Annotated in this window: 14 protein-coding genes; 13 read left to right on the plus strand and 1 reads right to left on the minus strand. The window is 40.1% G+C overall.

Annotated elements, in window-relative coordinates; genetic code table 11:
• Positions 1-3: 3 nt before the first annotated feature.
• The 9 genes from ACXM1Q_RS00530 (at position 4) to ACXM1Q_RS00570 (ending at position 9,085) form a co-directional block, all read left to right on the plus strand.
• The gene (locus ACXM1Q_RS00530; RefSeq protein WP_135035034.1) at positions 4-1,107 is read left to right on the plus strand and encodes an ethanolamine utilization protein EutH; all 1,104 of its coding nucleotides are present in this window, start codon (positions 4-6) and stop codon (positions 1,105-1,107) included.
• 3 nt (positions 1,108-1,110) lie between these two features.
• Positions 1,111-1,563 (plus strand): cupin domain-containing protein, encoded by a 453-nt coding sequence (locus ACXM1Q_RS00535; protein ID WP_135035037.1) that lies wholly within the window; start codon positions 1,111-1,113, stop codon positions 1,561-1,563.
• Between the two features lie 60 nt (positions 1,564-1,623).
• Positions 1,624-2,718, plus strand: a complete 1,095-nt coding sequence (locus ACXM1Q_RS00540) for an NADH-dependent flavin oxidoreductase (protein WP_458515379.1) — start codon at positions 1,624-1,626, stop codon at positions 2,716-2,718.
• A 21-nt stretch (positions 2,719-2,739) separates the two neighbouring features.
• Complete coding sequence (locus ACXM1Q_RS00545; RefSeq protein WP_458515380.1) at positions 2,740-4,062, plus strand: HAD family hydrolase; 1,323 nt, start codon at positions 2,740-2,742, stop codon at positions 4,060-4,062.
• A gap of 159 nt (positions 4,063-4,221) precedes the next feature.
• Positions 4,222-4,974, plus strand: coding sequence for an ABC transporter ATP-binding protein (locus tag ACXM1Q_RS00550; protein ID WP_135035046.1), 753 nt, complete (start codon positions 4,222-4,224; stop codon positions 4,972-4,974).
• On the plus strand, positions 4,975-6,921 hold the full coding sequence (locus tag ACXM1Q_RS00555; RefSeq protein WP_458515381.1) for an ABC transporter permease: 1,947 nt from the start codon (positions 4,975-4,977) through the stop codon (positions 6,919-6,921).
• A 93-nt stretch (positions 6,922-7,014) separates the two neighbouring features.
• Positions 7,015-7,680 carry a response regulator transcription factor gene (locus ACXM1Q_RS00560; RefSeq protein ID WP_458515382.1) on the plus strand — a complete coding sequence of 222 codons (666 nt, stop codon included), beginning with the start codon at positions 7,015-7,017 and terminating at the stop codon, positions 7,678-7,680.
• The gene (locus tag ACXM1Q_RS00565) at positions 7,677-8,627 is read left to right on the plus strand and encodes a sensor histidine kinase (protein WP_458515383.1); all 951 of its coding nucleotides are present in this window, start codon (positions 7,677-7,679) and stop codon (positions 8,625-8,627) included. Before ACXM1Q_RS00560 ends, ACXM1Q_RS00565 begins: the two co-directional genes overlap by 4 nt.
• Positions 8,618-9,085 carry a GNAT family N-acetyltransferase gene (locus tag ACXM1Q_RS00570; RefSeq protein WP_458515384.1) on the plus strand — a complete coding sequence of 156 codons (468 nt, stop codon included), beginning with the start codon at positions 8,618-8,620 and terminating at the stop codon, positions 9,083-9,085. Before ACXM1Q_RS00565 ends, ACXM1Q_RS00570 begins: the two co-directional genes overlap by 10 nt.
• 372 nt (positions 9,086-9,457) lie before the next feature.
• Here the strand turns inward: ACXM1Q_RS00570 and guaA are convergent, their stop codons facing one another.
• Entirely contained in the window at positions 9,458-11,023 is a 1,566-nt protein-coding gene (gene guaA / locus ACXM1Q_RS00575; RefSeq protein WP_458515385.1) for a glutamine-hydrolyzing GMP synthase, read from the minus strand.
• Positions 11,024-11,159: 136 nt separating this feature from the next.
• Here guaA and ACXM1Q_RS00580 point away from each other — a divergent pair, with 136 nt between their 5' ends.
• The 4 genes from ACXM1Q_RS00580 to ffh all read left to right on the plus strand — a co-directional run bounded on the left by ACXM1Q_RS00580 (position 11,160) and on the right by ffh (position 14,472).
• On the plus strand, positions 11,160-11,855 hold the full coding sequence (locus ACXM1Q_RS00580; protein WP_458515386.1) for a GntR family transcriptional regulator: 696 nt from the start codon (positions 11,160-11,162) through the stop codon (positions 11,853-11,855).
• A gap of 15 nt (positions 11,856-11,870) precedes the next feature.
• Entirely contained in the window at positions 11,871-12,497 is a 627-nt protein-coding gene (locus ACXM1Q_RS00585) for a CatB-related O-acetyltransferase (RefSeq protein WP_458515387.1), read from the plus strand.
• Positions 12,498-12,563: 66 nt separating this feature from the next.
• Positions 12,564-12,896: a putative DNA-binding protein gene (locus ACXM1Q_RS00590; RefSeq protein ID WP_135035063.1), complete on the plus strand. Its 333-nt coding sequence runs from the start codon at positions 12,564-12,566 to the stop codon at positions 12,894-12,896.
• A 10-nt stretch (positions 12,897-12,906) separates the two neighbouring features.
• Positions 12,907-14,472 (plus strand): signal recognition particle protein, encoded by a 1,566-nt coding sequence (gene ffh, locus ACXM1Q_RS00595; RefSeq protein WP_458515388.1) that lies wholly within the window; start codon positions 12,907-12,909, stop codon positions 14,470-14,472.
• Positions 14,473-14,658 lie beyond the last annotated feature (186 nt).

The following is a 14,658-nucleotide window of genomic DNA, read 5'->3' on the forward strand; positions in this document are numbered from 1 at the left end:
CAAATGAGTATCAATGAGATAATCATTTATGTAATGGTCCTTTTTCTACTGATTGGAGCAGTTGATAAGTGTATCGGTGGAAAATTGGGACTGAGTGAGCAGTTTGAAGAAGGGATTATGGCCATGGGTGCCTTGGCTTTATCTATGGCTGGGATTATGGTCGTAGCTCCTCTATTAGCTGATTTATTAAAGCCAATTATTGTTCCAATTTATGGATTGGTTGGTGCGGATCCCTCTATTTTTGCGACAACTTTTATTGCCAATGATATGGGAGGTGCTCCCTTGGCTTTGAGTTTGGCAGAGAATGAAGAGGTCGGAAAATTTGCAGCCTATGTTCTTGGCTCTATGATGGGTCCAACTTTGGTGTTTACAATTCCAGTTTCTCTTGGAATCATTGAAAAAGAAGATCGCCCTTTATTAGCACGTGGTATTCTCTATGGTTTGGTTACGGTTCCTATCGGTTGTTTAATTGGAGGTCTTTTAGTACCAGGATTGGGCTTTGGCACACTACTGATTAATTTAATTCCAATTATTATCGTATCCGCACTAATCTTCCTTGGTCTAGTTATGGCACCTGAAAAAATGATTAAGGGATTTGAGGTTTTTGGACAAATTATTGTGACCATTGCAACTCTTGGTTTAGCTTTTGGAGCAGCGCAACTCTTAACAGGAAATGAGTGGCTTTTGAGTCTTTATCCGAGCGGAGCGGAGACTTTGGTAGAAGCCTTTGAAGTTGTCGGAACAATTGCAGTTACCCTAGCGGGAGCCTTTGGCTTGGTAGCAGTCTTTACTAAAGTAGCCAGCAAACCTTTAGCAAAGGTTGGTCAATCTCTGGGTGTCAACGATGTCGCAGCTGCAGGTTTGGTTGCGTCCTTGGCCAATAATATTGCTATGTTCCAAATGATGAAAGATATGGATAACCGTGGAAAAATTATTAATGTGGCCTTTGCGGTATCTGCTTCTTTCGTAATTGGAGACCATCTTGGTTTTACAGCAGGACAAAGCCCAGATATGATTTTCCCAATGATGGTTGGAAAAATTGTAGGAGGAGTGACTGCTGTTATTCTAGCCTTTATTTTGACAAAATCTATGAAGAAAGAAGGGTAGCCTATGAGTTCTGTTAACCGTGACATGTTAGAAAAACTGGTTCGTCAGATTATTCTCGAAGAATTAGCAACAGAGCCATCTGATAAAAAAGTCAGTAAAGCAGGAGTTATTTCCCTAGCAGTTAATCAAATAGATGTAAGACCGGAAGATCGACTAGACACTGGAAACGCTCAAGATCAGGTTTATACGAGAGATTTAGTAAGTTTGGAAGAAAGTCCACGCTTGGGCTTTGGTCTCATGACCATGGAAGACACTACTTTCCCTTGGCATCTTGATTATGATGAAGTTGACTATATTATTGACGGTCAATTAGATATTATTGTTGGGGATGAGGTTATGTCAGCAGGACCGGGACAAGCCCTCTTCATTCCGAAAGGGAGTGACATTCAATTTTCTGTAAAAGGAAAAGCCCGCTTTGTTTACATTACATATCCTGCTGACTGGCAGAATAGTTAAAAGAAGTACGGATTCTCCTCAGGCATATGGTGAATCCGTCTTTTTTAGAAGGAGGACAAGATGCAATTAGAGAGTTCTTACCCTTTTCCAAATGGTATGCGAACAAACAATCGCCTAGTTTTAGCCCCTCTGACTATTAGTGCCAGTTTAGCGGGTGGAATTGTGTCAGATGAAGATTTAGCTTTTTATCGGCGACGTGCTGGTAGTGCAGGTTTACTGATTACAGGTAGTGCTTATGTCCATCCTCTAGGACAGGCTTATGCGAATAGCTTTAGTGTAGCTGACGATGATAAGATTCCAGGTCTAGCAAAACTAGCCGAGGCTATGAAATCTCAGGGGAATCTGGCGATTCTGCAAATTTATCATGGGGGACGGATGGTTCCAGCTACTCTTATCGACTCACAACCAGTTGCACCAAGTGCGATTGCTGCTGAACATGGGGAAGTAACGGTTCCTAAATCTCTAACCAATACTCAAATCGAGGAATTGCTGCAAGATTTCTTGGCTGCGATTCGTCGTGCCATCGCAGCAGGTTTTGATGGTGTGGAACTTCATGGAGCCAATACATATTTGATCCAACAATTTTTATCGCCTCATTCGAACCGTCGACAAGATAAATGGGGAGGGACTTTAAATAATCGCATGCGATTTGCCAAAACCCTCGTTAAGCGAGCACGGCAATTGATTGACCAAGAGAGTCCGAATTCCTTTTTATTGGGGTATCGTTTCTCTCCAGAAGAAATTGAAGTTCCAGGGATTGAACTCAAGGATAGTTTAGCATTGATTGATCAGTTGATTCGTTTAGGAATTGATTATCTCCATGTGTCAATGGATCATTTATGGCAATCTTCCTTGCGAAAAACAGAGGAAAATACTCCAGTCATCTTAGCCATTCGCGACAAGATAAATGGACGTGTACCTCTTATCGGGGTCGGTAAAGTGAGGAATGCTGAAGACTATAAAGAGGCATTGAAGTCAGGCATTCCCCTTCTATCCATGGGAACGAGCTTATTGTTGGAACCGGACTGGTTAGAACTCTATCAATCAAAAACGGAATCAGAGATTCGGACTTACTTGGATGAGGAAAATCTGGCAGATTTAGCTTTACCTCAAAACTTTGTAAGGGACTATGGAAGTTACTATTCAAAACCTTAGTAGCGTTAAAAGGAGAACATTATGAATTGGAAAACAACAGCTGTTTTATTATGCGGAGCTAGCCTACTTTTAGGTGCTTGTCAGGCGGACATGAAAAAGGAAGAAACGAAATCTGATAAGGTGGAGCAATCTCAAACGCGTCAAAAAGGTCAAGAGATTTTGATGACTGGAAATTGGGATTCCAAAGCCCATGCACGCCTAACACAGATTATTCAAGAGTATGGGAAGGACTCTCCAAACTATTCAGAGGAGGCTCGACCTTACGCAGTCTTTGACTGGGATAATACAACCATCATTAATGATATTGGTGAATCCACTTTTGTTTATCAAATTGAGAACTTGGCCTTTAAAGCAACTCCTGAAGAATTTGGGGCGATTATTCGAACACAGGTTCCAGAGGAAGTTTTCAGTGAGGATTATCAGAACAAAGCAGATCAGTCCATTTCCATTACAGAAATTGGAGCTGACCTAGAAGCGGATTACCAATATCTTTATCAGGAATACAAAGGTTTTGAAGGTGGAAAAAGTTTAGAAGAAATCCAAAAAACAGATCAGTACAAGGATTTCAGAGCTAAACTTCTCTTCTTATATGAAGCGATTGGGGATACGTTTAGCTCAGATATTTCTTATCCATGGGTGACTTATTTCTATGCAGGAATGACATCCGAGGAAGTTCAAAAGCTATCGAAGGAATCCATTACTAAATCATTAAACGATGAGTTAGTGTTTGAAACTTGGGAGAGCCCAGCAAGTCACAAAGGGCAAGCAGGACAGGTTGAAATTGAATTTAAGCGTGGTATTCGGACGGTCAAAGAAGTCCAAGACCTTTATCAAACATTGATGAAAAATGGAATTGATGTTTATGTCAATTCTGCTTCTTACTATGATGTGATTATACCGTTTGCAACTTCTAAAGAATATGGATACGGTGTACCAGAAGAACAAATTTTTGCGATGCGTCTTTCTAAAACAGAGGATGGTAAGATTCTGCCTGAATTAGATTCAGCGTATCCGCAAACGCAGGGAAGTGGTAAGACTGAGACAATTAACCAGTTTATGGCTCCAAAACAAGGGGATAGCCAACCGATTTTGATTGCCGGAGACAGTAATGGGGACTATGCGATGCTCAGTGATTTCCCAGAATTAAAAATGGGCTTAATTTTCAATCTCTTACGTAACCCTGAAAAAGGGATTGGTTTGTTAGCCAAAGAAGCTGCAGCCGATTATGATAAAGACCAACCGCTTTATTATTTGCAAGGCCGTGACGAGAATAAGGGAGTTTTAATTTCAGGTCAGAAAACTATTAAATTGGGTAAAGATGAAGCTGAATTATTAAAAGATTAGATGGAGGAAAAGACCAGGATTCATATTCTGGTCTTTTTAACAATTGTTATGAGAAATTTTCTTTCTTACAGCTTTGTAAGAAAGTAGGAATTTTTGTAAGAATCCTCTCTTATACTTTGTTCTATAATGATAGTAACGACAGATGAAAGAGGAAGTTTTATGTTATTAGAAATTAATCATTTAGAAAAGGTTTATCGAACTCGTTTTTCCAAAGAAGAAACACGCGCCCTCCAGGATGTTGACTTCAAAGTCGAAGAAGGGGAATTTATTGCCATTATGGGAGAAAGTGGGTCTGGTAAGACAACCTTACTCAATATTCTTGCAACCTTAGACAAACCAACCCGTGGTTCGGTGGTACTCAATAATCAGGATATTACTCAGATTAAAGAAGGTAAATTGGCAGATTTTCGTCTCCAAAATCTCGGCTTTGTCTTTCAAGATTTCAATCTCTTAGATACCTTAACGGTTCAGGATAATATTTTCCTACCACTAGTGTTAGCGCGCAAGAAGTTTTCTGAAATGGAGCAAGGCTTAGCTCATTTGGCTCCACAGCTAGGGATTCAAGACTTATTACAAAAGCGTCCGTTTGAGCTTTCAGGAGGTCAGAAGCAGCGGGTAGCTATTGCTCGCAGTTTGATTACACAACCACAGCTCGTCTTAGCCGATGAGCCAACAGCTGCTCTTGATTATCGGAATTCTGAAGATTTACTACATCTATTTGAGGCTATTAATGAGGCTGGTCAGACCATTCTTATGGTAACCCATTCAGCTAATGCCGCTAGTCATGCTAAGCGCGTGCTTTTTATCAAGGATGGCCGGATTTTCCATCAACTTTATAAGGCTGGAAAAAGCAATCAAGATTTTGCTAAAGAAATATCCTTGAATATGTCTGCCTTGTTAGGAGGTGAGTAGATGTTCTACCTCAAACTTGCCCTTCAAAACATTCGTAATTCCATCCGTGTTTTTGCCCCATTTGTCCTTGCCAGTTTAGTTCTCTTTACGATTATCTCCTCCATGTTTGGACTTATGTTTAGCCCTGTGATGACATCAATGGGATCTGGAGCAGTTAGCCTAGGTTTAGGGCTCTTTGTTTTGACTATTTTCAGTTTAATTATGGAAATTTATAGTTATAATTTCCTAATGCAACAAAGGTCAAGAGAATTCGGTCTCTATAATATGCTTGGGATGAATAAGAAAAAGGTTGCTCTGATTGCCAGTATCGAGCTAATACTACTTTTCTTGGCGATTCTATTATTAGGATCCATTCTAGGGACCGTTTTTTCCAATGTTCTTTATTTAATTTTTGTTAATTTGGTGGGTTACAGTGAGCTTCACTTTAGTGTTGATCCCTTAGCGTTTGTTTACTCAGCTTTCTTATTTGGAGGGATTTTCCTTGTTTTGGAATTCTTGGCCATTCGAAAAATTGGAAAAACAAATCCATTGATTCTATTCCGCAGTAGTGAAAAAGGTGAGAAGGAGCCAAAGGGAAATATCTTACTGGCTGCTTTGGGAATTCTAAGTTTGGGGACAGGTTACTACCTTTCCCTCAGTTCCAAAGAGACAGGAGTTGGAATTATTTATCTCTTTTTCCTGGCTGTTTTATTAGTAATTGCTGGAACCTATTTATTCTATATTAGCTTTATGACATGGTTGCTCAAGAGACGTCGGAAAAATAAACGGTATTTCTATCAACCAGAACATTTTATTACCACCTCTCAAATGATTTTCCGAATGAAACAGCATGCGACAGGTCTAGCCAACATTACACTCCTAGCGGTAATGTCTTTTGTAACTATCGCTACCACAACCTCACTCTACACAGGGATGCAAGGAATTACGGATAATCTTTATCCAAGAGAAGCGAGTCTCGATCTTATTGTTGAAAGTCGTGAGGAAGCTAAGGAAGCCTATCAACAAACAGTTCTTGCTAATTTCCCAGACTCTGCTAGAAATGTTGAGGACTTGCTATTCTTCCAAACTGCGATCATTTATGATGGTGGTGAAGAGATTGCGATTACAGAAGGAAGCATTGCAAATTCAAGCACTAGCAATCCATACTATACCTATGTGGTTACTCAAGATGATTTTAGAAAACTAGGAAATGAACTCCCACATTTAGACATGAATCAAGTAGCTGTTATCCAAGGAAGTCAGAATCCAAGCTTGAAAAGAGTGCAATTAGGAGAACAGGTCTTTGAAACGCTAGCAGCTCCTTCAGATTCTAAACTTCCTGGATTATCGAATGCTTTAAACGCCATGGTTTTTGTTGTACCAAATGATGCTGTTTTAACTGCATTTAAAGACTTATATGAACTGCCTTTAACCTATCGTGTCTTTGCTGATATTAGTAAAGCAGAGATTGATGCAGTGGCTGAAAAAGCAGGTGATGTAGCACTTGTTCAAGATGAATCTGGTAAGTGGACCGCAGAAGTCTTCCATATACAAGATTTTTCCAATATGCTATTAGGTTTTACAGGTGGTTTCCTCTTTACGGGATTTCTACTTGGAATCAGTTTTCTACTAGGGGCAGCTTTGATTATTTATTACAAACAATACTCTGAAGGTCACGAAGATAAGAAATCTTATAAGATCTTACAGGAAGTTGGTATGAGCCAGGCAGCTGTTAAAAAGGCCATCAATTCACAAGTCTTGCTGGTATTCTTTATGCCACTCGGAATGGCAACCCTACATTTTATAGCCTCTTTGGTCATGCTGAAACAAATGCTGGCTCTATTCGGAGTGAATTCTTCAAGCATGATTTATACGGTTAGTGCGGTGACTCTTTTGTCCATTGGTATCCTGTACTATGTCATTTACAAGCTAACCAGCCGCACCTACTACCGTATTATTGAACGATAAACTGAAAAGTCGGAGATTTTTGTCTCCGGCTTTTTAAGGGTAAATTTTCGGTTATCTTTTTGTTTTTCTGATAAAAGGTGTTAGAATGTCAATATGAAACAAAGTGTCGTATACATTGTTGAGGATGATACCTTCATTGTCGATCTTCTCAAGCAACATTTAGGTCAGAATCACCAAGTTATGAGTGTGCAGAATTTTCGTGCAGTGAGCCAAGAAGTTGCAGAAATCCAGCCAGATATTATTTTGATGGATATTAGTTTACCTTACTATAACGGTTTTTACTGGACTACGGAGATTCGTAAAAGTATGACCATGCCCATTATTTTTATATCTTCTAGTGATGACGAGATGAATGCGGTGATGGCTATGAATATGGGCGGGGATGATTTTGTGACCAAGCCATTCTCCTTGGAAATTCTAGATGCCAAAATTGGGGCTTTTTTACGGCGGGTTCATCAATTTGCACCTGTTCAAGATTATAGTGTGGATGATTTTCATCTGAGTTTGGAGGGGCGCTTGCGACGGGGACAAGAGCAGGTACAGCTTACCCCAACGGAAACGCGAATCTTGAAAGCCCTCTTTAAGGGTCAGGGGCAAGTGATTAGCAAAGAAGAGTTGCTCAAGGATTTATGGGAAAATGAAGATTTTATTGACCAGAATACTCTCAATGTTAATATGACTCGCTTGCGGAAAAAGGCAGCAGAAGTGGGTTTTGATCGCATTCATACTGTACGGGGAGTGGGGTACTTGGTTAAATGATACGCTCTTTTCTCCGAGAATACCGAGTATTCTTTTTCGCTTATTTTTTGCTTGCAAGCTCTTTTTTGATTTTGTTCTATCTCTACCAACTTCCCTGGCCTTTCTTTCTGCAATCCATCTTTTTATCCTGCACAATCTTTATGATTGTTATGCTAAGCCTTTTTTGGAAATTTTTTCATCGAATGAAAGCCTTACAAGATGGAATTCATGATGCTGATCTCTATATTTTAAATAAGCCCATTGATCGAGCTTATTTTATGTTGCTTGAAAAGGAGAAGGATCAGGCTCGGCAAGAACTCTTGTCCTATAAGAAAAGGGAAGAAGATCTTCAAGCGGTGGTCAAGTTATGGTCGCACCAAATGAAGGTGCCTCTCGCAGCTCTTTCTCTGATGACTCAGACCAAACAGTTAGATCCTCAAGGCGTGGACAATCAGCTCTTGAGATTAGACAATTATCAAGCTAACCTCCTGAACTATCTAAAACTTAGCAACCAGAGCAGCGATTTCCGCTTTGAAGAAGTAGAGGTACGTCAAGTCATGGTTGACTTAGTAAAGAAATACCGCACCCACTTTTTACATAAACAAATTGCTGTTAGTATAGATGGGGAATGGAAACTTAAATCTGATCGAAAATGGCTCTCCTTTGCCCTCTCTCAAATCCTGGATAATGCCATCAAATATAGTCAGGAAAGCGGTTCAGTCCAGATTCAATTGGATGAGGGTATTCGCATTAGTGACCAAGGCATAGGTATTCTGCCAGAAGACATCCCCCGCCTCTTTGACCAAGGTTTTACCGGCTTTAATGGCCGCGAACACCAAAAAGCCAGCGGCTTTGGCCTCTACCTAGCCAAGCGCGTGCTCGACCAGCTAGAACTAGCGATTGAAGTTACTAGTCAGGTGGATCAAGGAACTCAAGTAGTGGTGAGGAGGAAGGAGGATTGGACGTAAAGGAAATACTAATTAGGGAATACCGAACCTCGGATTGTGAGGACCTTGCAGATCTTTTTTACCAAACAGTCCACTCTATGAATGCCAAAGATTATAATGACAAACAATTAAATGTTTGGGCACCTGTTACTGTAGACTTAGTAAAATGGAATAAATCTCTGCTTGAACATTTCTCTCTAGTAGCCATAAGAGAGGGAATTATAGTAGGTTTTGGTGATATTGACAGAACCGGTTATCTTGATCGGCTCTTTATTCATCAGGACTACCAAAATCAAGGGATTGCGACAGCAATTTGTGATAGACTCGAACATGAATTTCCAGTGAGCAAAGTGGTTACGCAAGCCTCTATCACTGCAAAAACATTCTTTCTCCAAAGAGGATATAAAGTAATCAAAAAGCAACAAGTATTAAAATCAAACGTCTCTTTGACAAATTACCTTATGGAAAAGGAGTTGTAACTTATCTCCAGATTCAAAATCTGAGAAATAAGTAGTGGGAATGGAAACTTAAATCCGCTTGAAAATGGCTTTCCTTTCATTATTAGCTAAATAGAAAACAGCTTAGAATCAACGTTTTTAATGACGTAATTCTAAGCTGTTTTATCTAATAAAATTTCAAGTGAAGTCAGAAATTGCTCGCTTTTGAATTTCTAAGCTCGGGATAAAAAGGTCCGTAGTCCCCGCCTCGCTTTTGGATTTCTAGGCTCGGGATAAAAAGGTCCGCAGTCCCCACCTCGCTTTTGAATTTCTAAGCACGGGATAAAAAGGTCCGTAGTCTCCGCCTCGCTTTTGGATTTCTAGGATCGGGATAAAAAGGTCCGCAGGACCTTTTTATTCCCACTCAACTGTTGCGGGTGGTTTGCTGGTGATGTCGTAGACGATGCGGTTAACGTGGTCGACTTCGTTGACGATGCGGACAGAGATTTTTTTTAGAACATCCCATGGAAGTTGGGCGAAGTCTGCTGTCATTCCATCGATAGAAGTGATAGCACGGATGGCTAGTGTGTAGTCATAGGTACGGCCGTCTCCCATAACTCCGACGGAGCGGACACCTGTGTTAACTGTGAAGTATTGCCATACGTCGCGGTCGAGTCCTGCTTTTTGGATTTCTTCACGGAGGATGGCATCGGATTCACGAACGGTTTTGAGTTTTTCTTCAGTAATTTCACCCATCACACGGATTGCAAGACCTGGTCCTGGGAATGGTTGACGCCATACGACTTCGTCTGGCATACCAAGTTCTGTTCCGAGGGCACGAACTTCGTCTTTGAAGAGTGTGTTAAGTGGTTCGATCAATTCAAATTGAAGATCTTCAGGTAGACCGCCTACGTTGTGGTGAGATTTGATAGTTTGTGCGGTATCTGTTCCAGATTCGATAATATCTGTATAAAGGGTACCTTGGGCTAAGAAATCGACACCGTCTAATTTGCGAGCCTCGTCATCAAAGACATAAACAAACTCGTTTCCAATGATTTTCCGTTTTTGTTCTGGATCTGATACTCCAGCAAGTTTAGAAAGGAAGCGTTCAGAAGCATCAGCTTTGACGATGTTAAGGCCGAATTTGCCTCCAAGCATCTCCATAACTTGATCAGCTTCGCCTTTACGTAGTAATCCATGGTCTACAAAGATACAGATAAGTTGGTCTCCGATGGCTTTTTGGAGAAGGACACCTACAACAGAAGAATCAACGCCCCCTGAAAGACCAAGGAGTACTTTACGATCTCCTACGGTTTCACGGATTTTCTTGATTTCCATCTCAATAAAGTTATTCATAGTCCAATCGCCTTTAGCACCACAAATATTAAAGACGAAGTTTTTCAAGAGATTAAAGCCATAGACAGAGTGACGAACTTCTGGGTGGAACTGAATTCCGTATAGGTTTTTATCAGCGTTTTCAATGGCAGCGAAAGGACAGTCTGCAGAAGTCCCTGTCCGAACAAACTGATCTGGGATTTCAGTTACAGCATCTCCATGACTCATTAAGACAAGTTGTTCTTCTGGTGTACTTGCAAAGAGACGACTTTCAGGAGTATGGGTTAATGGAGATTGACCATATTCACGATTTCCTGCTTCGCCAGCGGGAACAACCTTACCACCCAATTTATGAGTCATCAGTTGCATACCGTAACAAATTCCAAGTACAGGGATTCCCAACTCGAAGATTTCTGGATCAATATCGAAGGATCCTTCTTCATAAACGGAGTTTGGACCACCAGAAAGAATAATTCCAATTGGATTCATTTCTTTCACTTCTTGAGCACTGAGTTTATGGCTTTTTAGTTCAGAGAACACACCCATTTCACGCACACGACGTGAAATCAACTGGTTGTATTGGCTACCATAATCCAGAACAATAATTTTTTCGACATCTTTCATGTCAGGAGTGATTGTAGTCATCTAATCCCTTTCCTATAAATAGATTTTTTATAGATTCCATTGTATCATAGTGCTTGCTCCTTGCCAAGGAAGCTAAATTAATTTGACTTTTGTCTCAGAGACTTCTAGAATAGGAGTAAATAAAGGGGGAGAAGCCATGCGACCAGCCTATTTGGAAATACACGATGATATCAAAACCGCTATTGATCAAGGTAAGTGGGAAATTGGCCAGCGCTTGCCAAGTGAACGCGATTTGGCGGAACATTACCAAGTTAGTCGTATGACTTTGCGCCAGGCTATTACTCTTTTAGTGGAAGAGGGAGTATTGGAACGTCGGATTGGAAGTGGAACCTTTGTTGCATCGACTCGGGTACAAGAAAAAATGCGTGGAACCACTTCTTTTACAGATATCATCCATTCCCAAGGTAAAGAACCGTCTAGTCAAGTTATCTCCTATCGTCGGACTCTTCCGAGTCAAAAAGAAGTAGATATTTTAGGTATTTCTCGAGAAGATAACATTATTCGAATGGAGAGGGTTCGGTATGCCGATGAAGTGCCAGTTGTTTATGAGATTGCAAGTATTCCTGAAAAGTTTATTAAGGACTTGCCCAAAGAACAAGTAACCAGCCATTTCTTTAAAAGCTTAGAGGAACAGGGATATCGGATTGGTAAATCAAGTCAAACGATTAGTGCAAAACTTGCAGGAGAGCGTATTGCTCATTACTTAGATATTCCCAAAGGTCAGGCAGTTCTTACGTTAACACAGTTATCTTATCTGGAAGATGGCCCAGCTTTTGAATATGTAAAAAGCCAATATGCAGCGGATCGATTCGAATTTTATTTTGAGAATTAGAAAGAGAGTAAAATTATGACAAAAATGATTTTTTTAAAGGATGTAATAGAGGCTGATAATATTGAAGTTGGTAGCTATACTTACTATGCTCAAGAATGTGAAGAGGATGACTTTGAAAGAGATCATGTTCTCTATAATCGAAAAGGGCATGGAAAGTTAAAAATTGGTAAATTTTGTAGTATTGCTAATGGTGTTGAGATTATTATGGGAGCTGCAAATCATAGTATGGCTTCTATTTCAACGTACCCTTTTAATATTGTTAAAGAAAAATGGGCTAAAAATTTTGGAATGACTAGTGAAGATATGCCAGATAAGGGAGATACCATAATTGGTCATGATGTCTGGATTGGACAAAAAGCAACAATTATGCCAGGAGTTAGAATTGGTAATGGTGCAGTTATCGGTAGCAAAGCTGTTGTAGCCAAGGATATTCCACCGTATGCGATAGCAGTCGGGAATCCTGTAAAAGTTATTTCTTATCGTTTTGATGAAAATACAATTCAATTTTTAGAGACCCTTAAGTGGTGGGATTTAGAAGAAGAAATGTTGGATCAAGCAATACCTTATTTAACGAGTGTTCACTTAGAAGAAAGTAAAGAGGCTTTGAAAAAATTGATTGATCAATCTAAGAAGAAGGTTTAAAGCCTTTTTAGAAAAGGATGGGAAAAGAGCCTCATTCTTATCTGATTCTGATATAATAGGACTGTTATGGAAATTGAAAAAACCAATCGCATGAATGCTTTGTTTGAGTTTTATGCAGCTCTTTTGACGGATAAACAAATGAACTACATTGAACTTTACTACGCTGATGATTATTCCTTGGCTGAAATTGCGGAAGAATACCAGGTCAGCCGTCAGGCTGTTTATGATAATATCAAGAGAACTGAACGAATTTTGGAAGATTATGAACGGAAGCTTCATATGTATTCTGATTATATTGTTCGCAATCAGGTATTTGAAGAAATTTTGGAGGCTTATCCCCAAGACAGCTTTTTAACCGATAAGATTCAATTATTAACAAGCATTGACAATCGAGAATGAGGAGAAAAGAATGTTCGAAAGTCTAACAGAGCGTTTACAATCTGTTTTTAAAAATCTACGTAAAAAAGGTAAAATTGACGAAAAAGATATTCAGGAGGCCACCAAAGAAATCCGGATGGCTCTGCTAGAAGCAGACGTTGCTTTACCTGTTGTGAAAGATTTCATCAAGCAAATTCGAGAACGTGCCTTGGGACAAGAGGTTATCGATACCTTGAATCCCGCCCAACAAGTGATTAAAATTGTTAATGAGGAATTGACTCGTTTATTGGGTTCAGACCGCTCTGAAATTGAAAAATCTTCTAAAATTCCAACAATCATTATGATGGTAGGTCTCCAAGGAGCTGGTAAAACAACTTTTGCTGGAAAATTAGCCAATAAACTGAAAAAAGAAGAGAATGCTCGTCCCTTAATGATAGCAGCAGATATTTATCGACCTGCTGCTATTGAGCAATTAAAAACGCTGGGCCAACAAATTGATGTACCTGTTTTCTCTATGGGGACTGAAGTTCCAGCTTTGGACATTGTTAAAGCTGGTTTGGAACAAGCTCGGGAAAATAAAAACGACTATGTTTTGATTGATACAGCGGGTCGCTTACAGATTGATCAGCTCCTCATGCAAGAGCTAAAGGACATTAAAGAGTTTGCGCAACCTAATGAAATCCTTTTGGTAGTCGATGCCATGATTGGTCAAGAAGCTGCTAATATTGCACGTGAGTTTAACCAGCAATTGGAAGTGACGGGAGTTATCCTAACAAAAATGGATGGAGACACTCGTGGGGGAGCTGCTTTATCTGTCCGTCAAATCACTGGAAAACCTATTAAATTCACCGGAACAGGTGAAAAGATTACAGACATTGAGGCCTTCTATCCTGACCGCATGGCTGGTAGGATTCTGGGTATGGGTGATCTTTTGACTCTTATTGAAAAGGCCTCTCAAGAGTATGACCAACAAAAGAGCCTGGAAATTGCCGAAAAGATGCGGGAAAACACCTTTGATTTCAATGATTTCCTTGATCAATTGGACCAGGTTCAGAATATGGGACCAATGGAAGATCTTCTCAAGATGATTCCAGGGATGGCTAGCAATCCAGCTCTGAAAAATCTCAAGGTTGATGAAAAAGAAGTTGCTCGCCGTAAGGCGATTATCTACTCCATGACTTCTGCTGAGCGGGAAAACCCAGACCTCCTCACCCCATCACGCCGCCGTCGAATTGCGGCTGGTTCAGGAAATAGTTTTGTGGAAGTGAACAAATTCATCAAAGACTTTAACCAAGCTAAACAAATGATGCAAGGGGTTATGTCTGGTGATATGAATAAGATGATGAAACAAATGGGAATGAACCCTAATCAACTTTCTAAGAATATGCCAAATATGGGTGATATGGATATGTCCGCCTTAGAAGGAATGATGGGGCCAAATGGCATGCCCGATCTATCAGCCCTGGGTGCTGATATGGATATGAGTCAACTATTTGGTGGAGGGCTTAAAGGAAAACTCGGTCAGTTTGCTACTAAACAAGCCATGAACCGTATGAACAAACAATTGAAAAAAGCTAAGAAAAAACGGAAGAAGTGATGAATGGTTTGCTATGAACCAAAATCAATTTTTGTCAACTTTGGTGATTTCTAGTTTCCTTACAATCAGCGAGGCCAACCGTCTCTCGGAAAGCTGTTCTCAATGATCAAGTAATATCCATATTACCGAGGAACGAAATCGTCAAGTTTTATCCCAAGCTAATCGATTGTAAAAGATCGGATGAAG

It is taken from the genome of Streptococcus sp. 10F2 (assembly GCF_054331515.2).

What these genes read in the sequence shown, in the direction of transcription:
- ACXM1Q_RS00530 (WP_135035034.1), top strand. Translation starts at nt 4, where the DNA reads ATGAGTATCAATGAGATAATCATTTATGTAATGGTCCTTTTTCTACTG.
- ACXM1Q_RS00535 (WP_135035037.1), top strand. Translation starts at nt 1,111, where the DNA reads ATGAGTTCTGTTAACCGTGACATGTTAGAAAAACTGGTTCGTCAGATT.
- ACXM1Q_RS00540 (WP_458515379.1), top strand. Translation starts at nt 1,624, where the DNA reads ATGCAATTAGAGAGTTCTTACCCTTTTCCAAATGGTATGCGAACAAAC.
- ACXM1Q_RS00545 (WP_458515380.1), top strand. Translation starts at nt 2,740, where the DNA reads ATGAATTGGAAAACAACAGCTGTTTTATTATGCGGAGCTAGCCTACTT.
- ACXM1Q_RS00550 (WP_135035046.1), top strand. Translation starts at nt 4,222, where the DNA reads ATGTTATTAGAAATTAATCATTTAGAAAAGGTTTATCGAACTCGTTTT.
- ACXM1Q_RS00555 (WP_458515381.1), top strand. Translation starts at nt 4,975, where the DNA reads ATGTTCTACCTCAAACTTGCCCTTCAAAACATTCGTAATTCCATCCGT.
- ACXM1Q_RS00560 (WP_458515382.1), top strand. Translation starts at nt 7,015, where the DNA reads ATGAAACAAAGTGTCGTATACATTGTTGAGGATGATACCTTCATTGTC.
- ACXM1Q_RS00565 (WP_458515383.1), top strand. Translation starts at nt 7,677, where the DNA reads ATGATACGCTCTTTTCTCCGAGAATACCGAGTATTCTTTTTCGCTTAT.
- guaA (WP_458515385.1), bottom strand. Translation starts at nt 11,023, where the DNA reads ATGACTACAATCACTCCTGACATGAAAGATGTCGAAAAAATTATTGTT.
- ACXM1Q_RS00580 (WP_458515386.1), top strand. Translation starts at nt 11,160, where the DNA reads ATGCGACCAGCCTATTTGGAAATACACGATGATATCAAAACCGCTATT.
- ACXM1Q_RS00585 (WP_458515387.1), top strand. Translation starts at nt 11,871, where the DNA reads ATGACAAAAATGATTTTTTTAAAGGATGTAATAGAGGCTGATAATATT.
- ACXM1Q_RS00590 (WP_135035063.1), top strand. Translation starts at nt 12,564, where the DNA reads ATGGAAATTGAAAAAACCAATCGCATGAATGCTTTGTTTGAGTTTTAT.
- ffh (WP_458515388.1), top strand. Translation starts at nt 12,907, where the DNA reads ATGTTCGAAAGTCTAACAGAGCGTTTACAATCTGTTTTTAAAAATCTA.